Annotated in this window: 14 protein-coding genes; 2 read left to right on the top strand and 12 right to left on the bottom strand. The window is 66.1% G+C overall.

The window, feature by feature from the left end; all coding sequences use genetic code 11:
• Window positions 1-61: 61 nt before the first annotated feature.
• Window positions 62-1252 carry a 4-hydroxybenzoate 3-monooxygenase gene (gene pobA / locus PXJ20_RS24565; RefSeq protein ID WP_421031812.1) on the bottom strand — a complete coding sequence of 397 codons (1191 nt, stop codon included), beginning with the start codon at window positions 1250-1252 and terminating at the stop codon, window positions 62-64.
• Between the two features lie 137 nt (window positions 1253-1389).
• Between pobA and PXJ20_RS24570 the strand changes: the two genes are divergently transcribed.
• Window positions 1390-2313, top strand: a complete 924-nt coding sequence (locus tag PXJ20_RS24570) for a LysR family transcriptional regulator (protein WP_421031811.1) — start codon at window positions 1390-1392, stop codon at window positions 2311-2313.
• Between the two features lie 115 nt (window positions 2314-2428).
• Window positions 2429-3100 carry a GTP cyclohydrolase I FolE gene (gene folE, locus PXJ20_RS24575; protein ID WP_421031810.1) on the top strand — a complete coding sequence of 224 codons (672 nt, stop codon included), beginning with the start codon at window positions 2429-2431 and terminating at the stop codon, window positions 3098-3100.
• A 45-nt stretch (window positions 3101-3145) separates the two neighbouring features.
• Here the strand turns inward: folE and PXJ20_RS24580 are convergent, their stop codons facing one another.
• From PXJ20_RS24580 to PXJ20_RS24630, 11 genes are all read right to left on the bottom strand, one after another.
• Window positions 3146-4135 carry a DMT family transporter gene (locus PXJ20_RS24580; RefSeq protein WP_421031809.1) on the bottom strand — a complete coding sequence of 330 codons (990 nt, stop codon included), beginning with the start codon at window positions 4133-4135 and terminating at the stop codon, window positions 3146-3148.
• A gap of 126 nt (window positions 4136-4261) precedes the next feature.
• A complete protein-coding gene (locus PXJ20_RS24585; RefSeq protein ID WP_421031808.1) occupies window positions 4262-5083 on the bottom strand; it encodes an AraC family transcriptional regulator in 822 nt (273 codons plus the stop codon).
• Between the two features lie 19 nt (window positions 5084-5102).
• Window positions 5103-6032 carry a serine O-acetyltransferase EpsC gene (epsC, locus tag PXJ20_RS24590; protein ID WP_017774929.1) on the bottom strand — a complete coding sequence of 310 codons (930 nt, stop codon included), beginning with the start codon at window positions 6030-6032 and terminating at the stop codon, window positions 5103-5105.
• Window positions 6033-6178: 146 nt separating this feature from the next.
• A complete protein-coding gene (locus PXJ20_RS24595) occupies window positions 6179-6412 on the bottom strand; it encodes a hypothetical protein (RefSeq protein ID WP_017774928.1) in 234 nt (77 codons plus the stop codon).
• A 257-nt stretch (window positions 6413-6669) separates the two neighbouring features.
• Window positions 6670-8412 carry an L-arabinonate dehydratase gene (araD, locus tag PXJ20_RS24600; protein ID WP_421031807.1) on the bottom strand — a complete coding sequence of 581 codons (1743 nt, stop codon included), beginning with the start codon at window positions 8410-8412 and terminating at the stop codon, window positions 6670-6672.
• Window positions 8409-9416 (bottom strand): ABC transporter permease, encoded by a 1008-nt coding sequence (locus PXJ20_RS24605; RefSeq protein ID WP_421031806.1) that lies wholly within the window; start codon window positions 9414-9416, stop codon window positions 8409-8411. The genes araD and PXJ20_RS24605 overlap by 4 nt, the downstream gene beginning before the upstream one ends.
• Entirely contained in the window at window positions 9416-10303 is an 888-nt protein-coding gene (locus PXJ20_RS24610) for an ABC transporter permease (RefSeq protein ID WP_126876927.1), read from the bottom strand. The genes PXJ20_RS24605 and PXJ20_RS24610 overlap by 1 nt, the downstream gene beginning before the upstream one ends.
• Complete coding sequence (locus PXJ20_RS24615; RefSeq protein WP_421031805.1) at window positions 10300-11379, bottom strand: ABC transporter ATP-binding protein; 1080 nt, start codon at window positions 11377-11379, stop codon at window positions 10300-10302. Before PXJ20_RS24615 ends, PXJ20_RS24610 begins: the two co-directional genes overlap by 4 nt.
• Before the next feature lie 167 nt (window positions 11380-11546).
• On the bottom strand, window positions 11547-12725 hold the full coding sequence (locus PXJ20_RS24620; protein ID WP_199540966.1) for an extracellular solute-binding protein: 1179 nt from the start codon (window positions 12723-12725) through the stop codon (window positions 11547-11549).
• Window positions 12726-13018: 293 nt separating this feature from the next.
• Window positions 13019-13960 carry an SMP-30/gluconolactonase/LRE family protein gene (locus PXJ20_RS24625; RefSeq protein ID WP_421031804.1) on the bottom strand — a complete coding sequence of 314 codons (942 nt, stop codon included), beginning with the start codon at window positions 13958-13960 and terminating at the stop codon, window positions 13019-13021.
• A 225-nt stretch (window positions 13961-14185) separates the two neighbouring features.
• The gene (locus tag PXJ20_RS24630) at window positions 14186-15766 is read right to left on the bottom strand and encodes an aldehyde dehydrogenase (NADP(+)) (protein WP_199540967.1); all 1581 of its coding nucleotides are present in this window, start codon (window positions 15764-15766) and stop codon (window positions 14186-14188) included.
• Between the last annotated feature and the right edge of the window lie 71 nt (window positions 15767-15837).

Here is a 15837-nt window from a genome sequence, read left to right on the forward strand (position 1 = left end):
TCGCGGGACGGCCTCCTCTGTCTTGATACTTGATAGGCGTCTGATACGGGCAGCAATCCGCTTACGCAGCGAACGGCAGGCCCACGTAGTTTTCCGCGAGCGAGCGCGCCGCCGCCTCGGACTTCGTCACGTAGTTCAGTTCCGACATCTTCAGGCGATTGACGAACGGCGTGTCGTCGGCCGACGGGTGCAGCATGTTCGTCATGAACCACGAGAAGTGCTCGGCGCGCCAGACACGTTCGAGACACGTGGACGAATAGGCGTCGAGCAGGTCTGTGCGTCCGTCGCGATAGCGCGCGGCCAGCGCCTTCGAGAGCACGCGCACGTCGGCCACCGCGAGATTCATGCCCTTCGCGCCCGTGGGCGGCACGATGTGCGCGGCGTCGCCGGCGAGGAACAGCCGGCCGTACTGCATCGGCTCGGCCACGAAGCTGCGCATCGGCGTCACGCCCTTTTGCAGGATCGCGCCTTCCGCGGGCTGCCAGCCGCCGTCGTTCTCAAAACGCGTTTTCAGTTCGGACCAGATGCGCTCGTCGGACCATTGCGAGAGGTCCTCGTCCGGTGCGCATTGCAGATAGAGCCGCGTGATAGTGGGCGAACGCATGCTGTACAACGCGAAGCCGCGCTCGTGGTGGGCATAGACCAGTTCGGCGGCGTTGGGCGCGGCCTCGGCCAGAATGCCGAGCCACGCGAACGGATAAACGCGCTCGTAGGTGCGCAGCACCGAGGCCGGAATCGCGTTGCGCGACACGCCGTGAAAGCCGTCGCAGCCCGCGATGTAGTCGCACTCGATGCGCTGCTCCACGCCCTGGTGCGTGAAACGCACCTCGGGGCGGTCGCGCTGCGCATCGCCTGCGAGGCCGTGCAGCGATACGCCGCTCGCTTCGAAAAACATGGGGTGGCGGTGCTCGTCGGCGGCGTCGATCAGGTCGCGCACCACCTCGTGCTGGCCGTAGATCGTGATAGCGCGGCCGCCCGTGAGCCCCGTCATGTCGATGCGATGGCGCTTGCGCCCGAAGAGCAGGTCGATGCCGTGATGCACGAGCCCTTCGCGCTGCATGCGCGCGCCGAGCCCCGCTTCGTTGATCGTATCGACGGTGCCCTGCTCCAGCACGCCGGCGCGAATGCGCTGCTCGCAGTACTGGCGCGACTGCGCCTCCACGAGGATCGAATCGACGCCTTCGCGCCGCAGCAGATGGGAAAGCAGCAAGCCCGCCGGGCCTGCGCCGACGATGGCAACCTGGGTGCGCATGTTCGTCTCCTGAACAATTTTTCGAATGGTGGAGCGATTGTCGGCGCTTTCCCCAATATGCGGCAACCGCATTCCGGGCATAGCTTGTATACGCGAACACGATAGTGCCGCGCCGCCCGCCACGCTTCACCCTGCCGATGACCGACCTCGACCTGAACCTGATTCCGTACCTCGTTGCCATGGAAGACACGCGCAATGTGAGCCGCGCCGCCGAGCGCCTCGGCGTAAGCCAGCCGCGCGTCAGCACCGCGCTGGGACGCCTGCGCGAATACTTCGGCGACCCGCTGTTCGTGCGCACCTCGCGCGGCATGGAGCCCACGCCGCGCGCGCTCGCCTTAATCCCGGCCGCACGCGACGCGCTCGTGCGCATCGAAAAAGGCATGCTGGAAGCTCAGGACTTCGACCCGGCCACGACCACGCGCACGTTCTCGCTCGCCCTTTCGGACGTGGGCGAGATCGTGTTCCTGCCGCGTCTGCTGCAACTCTTTGCCGAGCGCGCGCCGCGTGCGAGCCTGCGTTCGGTCTCGCTGCCGCCGGCCCAGGTGGAACGCGGACTGGAATCGGGCGACGTGGATCTCGCCGTCGGCTACTTTCCCGATCTCACCGCGAGCAACTTCTTCCAGCAGCGTCTCTTCACGCACCGCTTCATCTGCCTCATGCGCAGCAACCATCCGCAGGCGGGCGAGAAGCTCACGCTCGAACAGTTCCTCTCGCTCGGCCACGCCGTGGTGCGCGCCGAGGGCCGCAGCCAGGAAGTGCTCGAACGCTTCCTCGAAAAGAAGCGCCTGCACCGCCGCGCCGTGCTGGAAACGCCGCACTTCATGAGCCTGCCCTTCATTCTCGCGCGCACGGATCTCGTCGCCACCGTGCCGCACGCCATCGGCTTCGCGTACGTGGCCGAACACGCGTCCATCAAGCTCGTCGAGCCGCCCATTCCGTTGCCGCGCTTCGATCTCAAGCAGCATTGGCATCGCAAATTCAACAACGACGTGCGCACGGGATGGCTGCGCAGCGTCGTCTCCGAACTCTTCAACGACGCCATGGACGAGTGGCCCAAATGACGTCCGGGCATCCAGATGGGGGCTTTCGCCAGGCACGTGCGGACACAAAACGTGGAACAATGGCCGACACCCTAACGGCGCAACGCCAGACGGACCAGCAGACAGGAGTGGATGGATGACCGACGCAACGAGGACCGCAAGTCACGCGAAACCCGCGCCGCAGGAAACCGATGCCGCGAAGAGCGGCGCGGAACCGCGGCCCACACGAGAAGAAGCCGAAGCCGCGGTGCGCGTGCTATTGCGCTGGGCCGGAGACGACCCCAGGCGCGAAGGTCTCGTGGACACTCCGGCGCGCGTCGTACGGTCCTTCGAGGAATTCTTCGCGGGCTACGCCACCGACCCGCGCGAGATTCTGGCCCGCACGTTTGCCGAAGTGGACGGCTACGACGAGATGATCGTGCTCAAGGACATCCGCTTCGAGAGCTACTGCGAGCACCACATGGTGCCGATCATCGGGCGCGCGCATGTGGCCTATCTGCCGGATCGTCGCGTGGTGGGCATTTCGAAGCTCGCGCGCCTCGTGGACGCATTTGCGAAACGCCTGCAGATCCAGGAAAAGATGACGGTGCAGATCGCGGATACGCTCAACGAGGTGCTGCAACCGCGCGGCGTGGGCGTGATTCTCGAAGCGTCGCATCAATGCATGTCGACGCGCGGCGTGCATAAGGCCGGCGTGGAAATGGTCACGTCGCGCATGCTGGGCACCTTCCGCACCGATCCCTCGACGCGTCGCGAATTCCTTTCCATCGTCGGTAATCCGGTGGGGACGAGTATCGCCAATACGTGAGGCGGCGCGAGGCTCGCGCTGGTCGCACCGGTCGCACTAGTCCCGCTAATCGCGCGCTTCGCGTGGCGCCGCATGCAGCGGCGTCCCGCCCGACGTAGTGCCTTGCGCCGTGCTGCGCTGCCGCGCACGTCCCACCGTGGCCAGCAAGATGGCGCCGAGCACGCAGGCCATGCCGGCCAGTTGCGCCGGCCTGATCGTTTCGTGCAGCAACAGCGCCGCGAACACGAGCGACGACACCGGTACGAGCGCAGTCGTCACGCTGGCCTCGCCGCCGGTCACGCGCTCCGAGCCCGCGTACCAGAGCATGAAGCCCGCCACCGTGGGCACCAGCGCGTAGTAGACGACGCCCATGACGGCGGGCGCGTCAAAGGCAGCGCGCCAGGGCGCTTCGAGCAGCGCGGGCACGATGGCCACACAGAAGCCGATGCCGCTCATCAACGCGGACAGTTGCAGCGGCGTCACCCTTGCGCGCAGCTTCCGGTTGATGAGGATGAACAGGGCCTCGCACACCACCGCCGCGAACACGAGCGCATTGCCCGCGAGCGCCTCGGGCGCGCGTTCGTTGCCCACGGTAATCCACGACGTGCCGGCCGCGCTCAACGCTGGAAGCGGCACGGTACACACGAGCACCCCCGCCGTCGCCAGCGCGACGGCACCGGCAAGCGCCGCACTCATCCGCTCGCCCAGCGCAACCACCGCCACGAGTGCCGACACCGCGGGCAACGTGCCCGCAATCACGCCCGCATCGGCGGCAGACGCGAGCTTCATTCCGCTAATGAGCAGGACCGTATAACCGACGCTGCCCGCGCCGGCTTGCGCGAAAACCAGCAACGCATCGCGCAGATCCAGACGCGGCCAGCGCACGCCGCGCAGACGCATGATCGCGAGGAACAACGGAAACGCGATCGCGAAACGCAACGCGGTAGCCGAGAACGGCGCGAGCCCCGCCGCAATCTCGCGGCTCACCACTACGGTGCTGCCCACGCCGATCATCGCGAGTCCGCAAAACAGATAGCCCACGTGCCTCGAATTCATGCTGCGCGCTCCATGACAGGGAATGGAGACGCAGCTTAGGGTCCAGCGTCGTGGAGGGTCTTGAACGAAATTGCAGCGTGAGGGTGCGACGTACCGCGTGCAACGTACCGCAGCCCACGTGGCTGCTTATCGCACTGCACCGGCGTAGACGGCCGGCGTCACGCCGAACATGCGCACGAACGCGCGCGTCATGTGGCTTTGGTCCGCGAAGCCTGCACTGGCGGCCGCATCGGCGAGCGCAAGGCCAGACGCAATTGATCGCCGCGCCAGCATGACGCGACGCTGGACCAGATAGGCATGCGGCGTCATGCCGACGTCGCGTGCAAATGCCCGCAGCAGCTGGAAGCGGTTCATGTCGGAATCCGCGGCGAGCGTTGCGAGTGTGTGTGATGCCGAGGGATCGTCGTCGATGCGGGCCTTGGCGTGCGCGACCGACCCGGGCGCGAGACGTCGGGGCGTCAACGTAGCGTGCGACTCGATCGCGCATTCGAAGAACGCGGCCAATGCCTCGTCGCGAACAAGTGCGTCCGGGTACGCCACAGGACCGGTGGCAATCGCAAAGAGTCGCTCGAACAGCTTTTTCAATCGAGGGTCGTACACGACGGGACGCGTCAATTCGAGGTTGCATGCGTTCGTGCCCGCAAGCTCGCGCGCGGCATCGAAGACGAGCGACGGCTCGAAGTACAGCATCTGCCATGTGCGACCGCGTTCGTCGAAGGGTCGGCCGTCATGAACCTCGCCAGGATTCACGGTGATGACGTCGTTCGTGCGCGCCTCCACCGGTCCGCGCCCGCTCGCCGAGCGATGCCCGCCGTGCGTGATGACGCCTACGCCGAAGTGGTCGTGCGAGTGCCGTGCGAACGTGTGTGACGTGGCGGCGGCGGTGGCCTCGACGCCGGCAATCGCGCTGCGCAGCATGCGCACGCGGCCTGATGGCGCGCGTTTCATGGCCGCGCATGCGGACCGTTCACGTCGGCCGCCCTGCTTCGTTGCGTTCCACTTCGCGCGCCTTGCCCTGCGTCACGCTGCTGCCCGGCGGCACGCTGTGCGTGAGCCACACGTTGCCGCCGATCACCGAGCCGCGACCGATCGTGACGCGGCCCAGAATCGTTGCACCGGCATAGATCACGACGTCGTCCTCGACAATCGGATGCCGCGCGTTGCCTTTCACGAGCGTGCCGTCGGTGTCCGCCGCAAAGCTCTTCGCACCGAGCGTCACCGCCTGGTAGAGCCGCACGCGTTCGCCGATGATCGCGGTCTCGCCGATCACCACGCCCGTGCCGTGGTCGATGAAAAAGCTGGGGCCGATCTGCGCGCCCGGGTGAATGTCGATGCCGGTGGCCGAGTGCGCAATCTCGTTGATAAAGCGCGCGAGCAGCGGCACGCCGAGCCGGTGCAGCGCATGCGCGAGCCGATGATGCGTGACCGCGAGCACGCCCGGGTAGCACAGCAGGATTTCGGTGATGTGCTGCGCGGCCGGGTCGCCGGCATAGGCGGCCTGAATGTCGCTGACCAGCAGCGCGCGAATGCCGGGCAACTGCTTGCCGAACTCGCGCGCCACGTCGAAGGCACGCACGCGCAGCAATTCGTTCGGTGTCTCCGCATGCTCGGGCAAAAAGCGCAGCGCGCGGCGAATCTGCTCAGCGAGCAGTCGCAGCGTGCTTTCCAGCGTGTGTCCAACGTAATAGTCGACGCTTTCGTCCGTCAGATCGGGCGCGCCGTAGTGCGTGGGAAAGAGCGCTGCGCGCAGGCCGTTGACGATGCCGACCATCGCGTCGCGCGACGGCAATTCGCGAATACCGCGCGGATGGCGCGTTCGATGCAGTTCCTCGCGCGACGCGCGCAGCTCTGCGACGATCTGCTCCAGGCCCCAGTTCGAAGAAGACGGATTTGACATGGTGACAACGACAGCCGCGCGTGGCACGGCGAAAAGTGAAGTGTCCCCAGAGATTACCGCGTTTTGTCGTGAATCGCCGCGCGGGCGGGGCATGCGCGCGTCGTGTCGACGTGCGATGCAAGCGGAAAGACGCGCCTTCGCGCGCCTCAGATGGTTATGCTGCTGGCGTCGATCCAGCGCACGGCCCAGTCGCGCGCGTGGGCGATGGCGGCGGCTTCGTCGGTGAAGCGCAGGTCGGTGGGAAAGAAGCGGTTAGCGACGAGTTCGCCGTCGCTCGAGCGTGAAATGACCACGTAGGGTTGCCAGCTGCCGTCGCCGGCGCGCGCCGGGGCGCAATTCAGCAGATAGCCGCGATGCGTGAATGCAGCGTCGAAGTGCATGAGTGTCACCCGCCCTGACTGCCCTTGTCTGGTTCAAAAGGCGCGTCGGGAACTGCCGTGAAACCCACACCCGGCCGCTCGATGAGGCCGTTATTACGCACGCGCCAACTGTCGAAAGAGGATCATACTCTCAAGAAAATTGGCGATCCAAGGAAAAAAGCAAATTACCGCGAGCCGTTCAAGTCGCGAACAAAGGCACGGGTGGTAGGGCGCAAAGCCATCAGGAAAAGTACCAGGACGTCATGTCTCTTGCGCGTTTAGTGAATCTCCGGTTCGCCTGCACGCTGCGCGCCACCTGCCCCGCCTCGTTGCAGGAAATCGAAGTCGCAGCCCTTGTCGGCCTGCATGACGTGGATCTGATGCATCGCGCCGTAGCCACGCGTGAAGCGCGGCGGCGGCGCCACCCACTCCGACTTGCGGCGCGCCAGTTCTTCGTCGGAAACCAGCACGTTCAGCTTGCGCTGCGGCACGTCGAGTTCGATGAGGTCGCCGTCGCGCACCAGCGCAAACGGTCCGCCGATGAACGACTCCGGCGCCACGTGCAATACACACGCGCCGTAGCTCGTGCCGCTCATGCGTGCGTCGGAGATGCGCACCATGTCGCGCACGCCCTTTTGCAACAGCTTCTTCGGAATAGGCAGTTGGCCCCACTCGGGCATGCCCGGCGCGCCGACGGGACCCGCGTGTTGCAGCACGATCACGCTGTGTTCGTCGACGTCGAGCGATTCGTCGTCGATGCGTGCCGCCATGTCGTTGTAGTCCTTGAACACCACGGCGCGGCCCGTGTGCACGAGCAGATGCGGTTCGGCCGCACCCGGTTTGATGACGGCGCCGTTCGGCGCAATGTTGCCGCGCAGCACCGCGAGGCCGTTGTCGGGCAGGAGCGGCGCGCGGCGGCGGCGGATCACGTCGTCGTTGAAGACCTGCGCGTCCGCAATGTTCTCGCCGATCGTCTTGCCGTTTACCGTCTTCTGCGTACCGTCGATCAGATCGCCCAGTTCCTTCAGCATCGCGCGCAGGCCACCGGCGTAGAAGAAGTCTTCCATCAGGTACTCGCCGGTCGGCCGGATGTTGGCGAGCACCGGCGTACGGCGCGAAATGTCGTCGTAGCGGTCGAGCGTAAGTTCGATGCCCGCGCGGCGCGCCACCGCGATCATGTGCACGATCGCGTTGGTCGAACCCGACAGCGCGAGGCACGTGGTCACCGCGTTATCCACGGAACCGGCCGTGAGAATGTCCGAGGGCTTCAGGTCTTCCCACACCATCTCGACAATGCGCATGCCCGTCTTCGCCGCCATTTGCGCGTGCCGCGAATCGGGCGCGGGAATGGATGCGAAGCCGGGCAGCGTGAAGCCCAGCGCCTCAGCGGCGCTCGTCATGGTAGACGCCGTGCCCATCGTCATGCAGTGGCCCGGCGAGCGCGCAATGCCACCTTCCACGCCCTGCCAGTCGTCTTCGGTGATATGTCCGGCGCGCAGTTCGGCCCAGTATTTCCAGGTGTCCGAGCCGGAGCCCAGCGTCACGCCGTTCCAGTTGCCGCGCAGCATCGGGCCGGCGGGCAGAAAGATGGCGGGCAGGTCCATCGATATCGCGCCCATCAGCAGCGCAGGCGTCGTCTTGTCGCAGCCGCCCATCAACACGACGCCGTCGGCGGGATACGAGCGCAGCGTCTCTTCCACCTCCATCGCGAGGAAGTTGCGATAGAGCATGGTGGTGGGCTTCTGGAACGGCTCGGAAAGCGTCTGTACAGGAAGTTCGACGGGAAAGCCTCCGGCCTGCCAGATGCCGCGCTTCACTTCCTCCACACGCTGCTTGAAGTGCGTATGGCAAGGGTTGATTTCGCTCCACGTATTGAGAATCGCAATAACGGGCTTGCCTGCGTATTCTTCGCGGCTGTAGCCCATCTGCGAGGTGCGCGAACGATGGCCGAACGAACGCAGGTCGTTGACGCCATACCAACGGTGGCTGCGCAGCGTTTCCGGGGTCTTTCTCTTCGTCACTTTCTCTCCTTCACACGCGAAACGATCTGGGTCGGGCTCACGAACTGCAGCGCGATGATCACCCAGATCAGCGTGATCGCCATGTAGATCATGGCCATGGCGTCGATGGATTGCGGCGCCCGCACGCCCGTCGAGAATACCGCGTAATAGAGCGCGACGACGAGTGTCTGCGTAGCGGGCCCCGCCGTGAAGAACGTGAGTTCGAAGAGGCCGATGGTGCGCACCAGCACCAGCAGACCCGCCGCGAGCATACCCGGCACGAGGAGCGGCAGCAGCACGTAGCGGAAATAGCGCAACGTGTTCGCGCCGAAGATGCGTGCAGCGGCTTCGAGGTTCGGGTCGATCTGTTCGATGAACGGCGTCATTACGAGAATCACGAACGGCAGCGCCGGCACGAGGTTCGCAAGAATCACGCCGCTCAGCGTGCCTGCGAGACCGAACTTGTACATGGCGGTGGCCATCGGAATGCCGTACGTGACAGGCGGCACCATCAACGGCAGCAGGAACACGAGCATGGCAAGCCGCTTGCCGCGAAACTGCACGCGCGCGAGCGCGTAGGCCGCCGGCACACCGAGCACGATGGAAAGCAGCACGACCGCGCCCACCACTTCGACCGTGACCCACAGCACACTCGCCAACTGGAAGTCGGACCAGGCCTGCGCGTACCAGTGGAGCGTGAACCCTTGCGGCAGCGGCGTGCCGAACCAGCGCGTCGCGATCGAGTTGATCGCCACGGTGGCAATGAGCAGCAGCACGTTGAGCAGGAAGAACGCCATCGCGCCCCACACGAGCGCTTTCCATACGAGGTCGGGCAGACTCGCGCGCGGCCCTCGCCTCGCCGGCTGCTCGCCACGGCGGCCGTGGTTGCGCGATGCGCGGTCGTCCTCGCTGCTCGCGGACAGGTTCATGGCGGCAGGCGACGACGACGCCGCGCCGGCATTCGATGCCAGCTCGCGCGGCACGGAGCGGCGCCACGCGTGCCTCGCCTCGCGATCGGTCGTCATCAGCCTTTTCCTCCCGTGGTGGGTCCGCGATAGAAAAAGCGGCGCGCACCCAGCATCGCGGCCACGACGATCAACTGCACGAAGCCCATCACGATGGCGACGGCCGAAGCGAGCGAGTAATCGTAGTTCTCGAACGCGGCCTCGGCGGCGGCAATCGACATCACGCGTGTCGGCCCCGCAGGCGCGCCGAGCAGCACCGCGGACGGAAACACCGAGAACGCCTGCACGAACGAAAGGCACGCCGCCATCGTGAGTCCGGGCACGAGCAGCGGAAAATAGATGCGGCGGAACTGCTGCCACGGCCCGGCGCCGAGCGTGGCGGCCGCGCTCGCGAGCGTCGGGTCGATGCCCGTGACGTAGGAGAGCGTGAGCAGAAACGCGAACGGAAAGCCCGACACCACGAGCGAAATCAACACGCCCCAGTAGTTGTGCGTGAGCCGCACTTCGTCGGCATAGAGATGCAGCACGTGCAGCGTCTGCGGGAACCAGCCGTTCGGGCCGAAGTAGGTGAGCATGCCGTCCGCGATCAGCACGGTGCCGAGCGTGACCGGAATCACGAGCAGCGTGGTAACGAGCTTCTGATACGGCGACGGACGGCGCAGCGCGAACGCCACCGGCACCGAAACACCGACGTTGATGAGCGTGGCCGGCACGGCGAGCTTGAGCGTGACGAGAATCGTCGGCCAGAGTGAGGTGTCGGAAAAGAACGTGGCGTAGTTAGCCCAGATGCCGCCGCCGTTCATCGGCTGGAACGACAGCACGAGCCCGTACGCAAACGGATAGATGAACAGCGCGACGATGAAGACAAGTGCGGGCGTGACGAGCCAGCGCTTCGGATCACTGGGCGCTGCGGCAGTTGCGGGTAGCGTGGCGGCGTTCGCGTTCATGGCGCCTCCACGTCGTAGACCAGCGTGCGAGCGGCCGGCACGCGCAGGCTGATGCGCTCGCCTTCCGAAAATTCGCCGGCCAGCCGTGCCCATAGTGCGCCGAACGCGGTCTGCACGCGAATCAGCGAATCGCGGCCGCCGTATTCGACGGTTTCCACTTCGGCGTCAAAGGCGTTCTCGGCGCCGGGGGCGGCACGCTCGATGTCCTCGGGTCTCAGCGCAACGCTCACGGCCTTGGCGCTGAACGCTTCCATCGGCGTGCCGACCAGTTGCACGCTGCCGTTCGCGAGCCGCACCCGCTCGCCCTCGGCGGCTTCCACCGTGAACGGCACCACATTGCGATAGCCCATGAAACGCGCGACGTGCAGATTCTTCGGCCGCCCGTACACCTCTTTCGGCGTGGCGACCTGCTGCACGACGCCCTCTTTCATGACGACGATGCGGTCCGCCATCGAAAGCGCTTCGTCCTGGTCGTGCGTCACGTAGAGGGTCGCGCGCTCCAGCTGGCTATGAATGCGCCGGATCTCCGCGCGCATCTCGATACGCAGTTTCGTATCGAGATTCGAGAGCGGTTCATCCATCAGCACGAGCGGCGGCTCGATCACGATGGCGCGCGCAATCGCCACGCGCTGCTGCTGGCCGCCGGACAACTGCCCCGGCAGCTTGCGCTCGTGTCCCACGAGTTGAACGAGTTGCAGCGCCTCGCGCGCGCGCCGCTGCGTTTCGCCCTTCGCCACGCCGCGCATCTTGAGACCGAAGCCCACGTTGTCGAGCACGGACATGTGCGGAAACAGCGCGTAGTTCTGGAACACCATGCCGAAGCCGCGCTTCTCGGGCGGCAGCACGTCGATACGCCGGTCGTCGAGCCAGATGCCGCCGCCCGAAAGCGGCTGCAGTCCCGCGATGCAGTTCAACGCCGTGGACTTGCCGCAGCCCGACGGCCCGAGCAGCGCGATGAACTCGCCGCGGCGGATATTCAGATCGAGCCCCTGCAAGGCCGCCACCGCATGGCCTTCTGTGCTGGTGAAGCTGCGGCTCACGGATTCGAGACGCAGTTCCTCAAAGTGACGATTCATCGTGCGTTCCTCGTCTTTCCGTCCGGTATGGGGACGGCCGGGTCCTGATCCTTGAGACTGGCCCTTGGCCCTGGTCTGCACGGCGCGGCCGACGCTGGCGATACCACCCGCGCCGGCCACCCGTATCGATGTCGCGACAATGGCGCCACGCTGGACGCCTTGCCGGTCTATTTGGTCTTCTGTGCGCCGATCTCGCGGTCCCACTTCTGGAACGCCGCCACCATGGCCTGCGCGGAAAGCGGCAGCGCCTGCGGATGGTCGGCGATCAGTTTGGGATACTCAGGCCGGCCGTACTTCTTGAGCACGTCCTGGCTGTGCGCCGGCGCCTGTTCGAGCGTCACGCCCTTCACGGCGGGCCCGGGATAGAAGTAGCCGTCGTCCCAGGTCAGGGCTTGCTGCGCCGGCTCCAGCATGAAGTTCATCAGCTTGAAGAGCACGTCCAGCTTTTCCTTCGGCACGCCCTTCGGGATCACCATGTAGTGGGCGTCGTTCACCCAGGTCATGTTGTCGAAGGCCTGCACGCGATAGTCGGCCGGCACGATGCCGAGCGCACGCGGATTGATGTCCCAGCCCGTCACCGTCACGGTCATGTCGCGCGTGCCTTCGCCCAGTTCCTTCATCACCGCCGACGTGCCGCCCGGGTAGTACGGAATGCAGTCGTTCAACTGCTTGAGGAAGGCCCACGTCTTGTCCCAGCCGTGGATCGGGTCCATGGGGTCCTTGTCGCCCAGCACGTAGGGCAGGCCCATCAGGAAGGTGCGGCCCGGACCCGAATTGGCGGGACGCGCGTAGATCAGGCGGTCGGGGTGCGCCTTGCACCATTGCAGCAGTTGATCGGGCGTCTTCGGCGGATTGCTCACCTTGGCCGGGTTGTACTCGATGAGCGGCCCCGCCGGCATGTACGCGACTTCGAGCCCGAAGCCCTGCGCCAGGTCCTGCATCTTGCGGGGGCCAGGCGCATAGCGGTCCAGCACGCCAGGAAACACCGAGGCCTGGTCGGGCAGGAGCTTGAGCCAGAGGTTCTGTTCGATGCCGGCCGCGAGCGCGTCGGTGCCGGTCAGCACGAGGTCGATGTCGGAGCGGCCCGCCGCCTGCATCGCCTTGATCTTGCCCGGCAGTTGCGGCGCGGGCGCGTTGGTGTACGTGATGTTCGAGACCAGGTTCGGATACTTCGCCTTGAACGCCTCGAAGCCCTTTTGCGTGAGCTGGAGGTCGCCCGCCACGTCCACGATGTTCAGCGTCACAGCGTCCGCCGCCTGCGCGGCAGGAACCTGCGCGGCCACTGCGGCCACCGCGACGGCACATGCTGCCAGCAGCCTGACTGACAATCTGCCAGAAAAGGTCATCGCATCTCCTCGGTTGTTCTCTTGATATGGACGCCGCGGACGGTGCGGATGAGGCGCGGCAGGTTCGCACGGCGCCCTGCCACCGGTCCCCGGTTACCGCAAAATAACGAACGCGGCGCGCCGATGTCAAGCAAATTATCCGAACCGGATAGGGCTGCACGAGACCGCTGGAGTGCGCACAAAACCTTTACCAGCAAGGGTTTCCGTTTAATCCCCGCGAGCGGATCGTACTGCGGCGTGGTAGTGGAAACCTTTACTTGTTTGGCAACTTGACGGCAGCGAAACCCCTTGGCTCAACCGCCCTTCACGCCCTGCGTATTCACGTAAAGCGCGTAAAGGCCGTGGCTCGCCGCCATGAAGAGTCGATTGCGGTGGCGCCCGCCAAAGCAGACGTTCGCACAGCGCTCGGGCAGCGCGATATGGCCGATGGCTTCGCCCTGCGGGGTGAAGACGCGCACGCCGTCGAGTTCGTCGGTACCCATCCCCCAACCGCACCAGAGGTTGCCGTGGATGTCCACGCGAAAGCCATCGGGCGTGCCGGGGCCGGCATCGATCACAACGCGATTGTTCGACAGCGTGCGGCCGTCGCCGCTCACGTCGAACGCGCGAATCTTGCGCGGCTCGGAACGCGACTCGACCACATAGAGAAGCGACTCGTCGGGCGAAAAGGCGAGACCGTTCGGGCCCGCCACATCGTCGATCACGACCGTCACCTCCGCCGAGTGCGGATCGACGCGATAGACGCAGGCCGGCAGTTCGGACGGCTGCTTCTCGCCCTCGTAATAGCTGTCGATGCCGAAGGTGGGGTCCGTGAACCAGATCGATCCATCGGACTTCACGACGATGTCGTTCGGTGAATTGAAGCGCTTGCCGCGATAGCGGTCGGCGATCACGGTGACGGTGCCGTCGTACTCCGTGCGCGTGATGCGGCGCGTGAGGTGCTCGCACGTGACGAGCCGGCCTTCGCGGTCGCGCGTATTGCCGTTCGCGTTGTTCGACGGCTGGCGAAAGGCGCTCACGGCGCCCGCTTCCTCGTCCCAACGCAGGATGCGGTTGTTGGGAATGTCGCTCCACAGCAGGTAGCGGCCATCGCCGAACCAGACCGGCCCTTCGGACCAGCGCGCGCCCTGATAGAGACACTCCACCGACGCCGACGCGAGCCGCAGCGCCGTGAAGCGCGGATCGAGCACGCGGATGGCGGGGTCGGGATAGCGGCGGCTGGGGTGGTCGGTCATGGTGAGAGGCAAGCTTGGGCGCGATGCAGCACCGTGGCGGGGAGCGTTGCGATACGGCCGCGAACGAAGACGGAGAAGCGGGCCGGAGAAGCGGGTCGGCAAAGCGGGTCGGCAACGCGGGTCGGCAACGCGGCGCGAGGAACGCGAACCGAGGAATCGCGGCGGCAACTCCGATGTCACCGCCGCAACGCGCTACACGGCGCTCTCCCGGTTCTCCCCGTCCGCTCAGTCGCGTCCGAGCTGACCGTCGCGCAGACGCCAGAGCTTCAGCGGATTGCCGTCCTTCACGGCCTCAGGCAGCAACTCGGCCGGCAGGTCCTGATAGCAGACCGGACGCAGGAAGCGATCGATCGCGGTCGCACCCACCGAGGTCGCACGCGGATCGCTCGTGGCCGGGAACGGTCCGCCGTGAACCATCGCGTAACAGACCTCGACACCCGTCGGATAGCCGTTCGCCAGAATGCGGCCCACCTTGCGCTCCAGCGTGGGCAGCAGACCGCGCACCAGTTCGTAGTCGGCAGGCTCGATCTGCAGCGTAGCCGTGAGCTGGCCTTCGATCTGCTCGGCCACCTTCGTCATTTCGCTCACGTCGGCGCACGTCACGATCAGCGACGTCGGCCCGAAGATCTCGTCCTCCAGCGCCCGCGTGGCGAGGAACTGGGCCGCCGTGGTCGTGAACAGCGCCGGCAGCGCGGAGCACGACGCGTCGCTCGTCGTGCCTTGCGCCACGCTCTTCACGCCGCTCGTTTCGGCGCGCTGCGCCACGCCTTCGCGATACGCGGCGGCGATGCCCGCGGTCAGCATGGTCTGCGCGCCCTTCTTCGCGAGCGCCTGAGCGGCGGCGTCGATGAAGCCCTGGGTATGCGGTCCGTTGAGCACGATGACGAGACCCGGATTCGTGCAGAACTGGCCCACGCCCAGCGTGACCGATTCCACGAAGCCGGTTGCAATCGAGTCTGCGCGTGCCGCCAGCGCGCCGGGCATGACGAACACGGGGTTGATGCTGCTCATTTCCGCGAAGACGGGAATCGGCTCGCGGCGCTTCGATGCGATATCGGCCAGCGCCAGACCGCCGCGGCGCGAGCCCGTGAAGCCGACCGACTTGATCGCGGGATGTGCGACCAGGGCTTCGCCAATTTCATTGCCGGCACCGATCACGAGCGAGAACGTGCCTTCATGCAGGCCGCAGTCCGCAACGGCCTTCTGGATTGCGCGGCCCACGAGTTCGGACGTGCCGAGGTGCGCCGGATGCGCCTTCACAACCACCGGGCAGCCGGCCGCGAACGCGGAAGCCGTGTCGCCGCCCGCCACCGAAAACGCGAGCGGGAAGTTGCTGGCGCCGAACACCGCCACCGGGCCCACCGGAATCTTCTGCATGCGCAGGTCGGAGCGCGGCAGCGGCTTGCGATCGGGCATCGCCGAATCCAGCGTGGCCGTCAGCCAGCGCCCTTCGCGCACGAGCGAGGCGAACAGCTTCAATTGACCGACGGTGCGTCCGCGCTCGCCTTCAAGACGGGCGCGCGGCAAGGCGGACTCGGCCTGAGCGCGCTCGATCAGCGTATCGCCGAGCGCGAGGATGTTCTCGGCGATGGCTTCCAGGAAGCGCGCCCGCGTTTCGAGCGGCGCGCTGCGATAGGAGTCGAAGGCCTGTGCGGCCAGATCGCACGCGCGGTCCACATCCGTGACGCTGCCCGCGCCGAACGTGGGCTCGATTTCGGCATTGCGCGCGGGGTCGAAGGCACGCAACGTGCCCTTCGTTCCTCGTACGGCGCTCGCGCCGATCAGCATCTCTCCGGTAATCTGCATCGTCAAACTCCTGTGAAGCGCCGGTGGCCGCGGTACCTGTCACGGCACAGCCATGTCCGCCTGGCGCGTAG

The organism is Paraburkholderia sp. A1RI_3L (genome assembly GCF_048957895.1).
Lineage (GTDB): Bacteria > Pseudomonadota > Gammaproteobacteria > Burkholderiales > Burkholderiaceae > Paraburkholderia > Paraburkholderia kururiensis.